1 protein-coding gene is annotated in these 239 nt (G+C 64.4%); it reads right to left on the minus strand.

The annotated features are described in order from the left end of the window. The coding region (locus CH341_RS35065; RefSeq protein WP_483475707.1) for a L,D-transpeptidase scaffold domain-containing protein at window positions 1–239 on the minus strand (239 nt) is incomplete at both ends.

The raw sequence follows: 239 nt of genomic DNA on the forward strand, positions 1-239 counted from the left end.
CAATGTGAGGACGCGCGGGTCGCGCTGGCCGACCTTCAAGGTCGGGCCTTCGGCGATATGCGGCAGAGGCTTGCCGTCGCTCGCGCGCAGTTTCGCAAGCGTCGCCTTCAGCGCCTGATATTGCGGATGCGGAGGCGCGAAGGCGGAGATGGTGGCGTCGACATCCTTCGCCATGGTCGTCTTGGCAAGGGCTTCGCCGAGATCCGGTAGGGCCGGCGCGTAATAGACTTCCTTGTTGA

Source organism: Rhodoplanes roseus, from assembly GCF_003258865.1.
Taxonomy (GTDB): domain Bacteria; phylum Pseudomonadota; class Alphaproteobacteria; order Rhizobiales; family Xanthobacteraceae; genus Rhodoplanes; species Rhodoplanes roseus.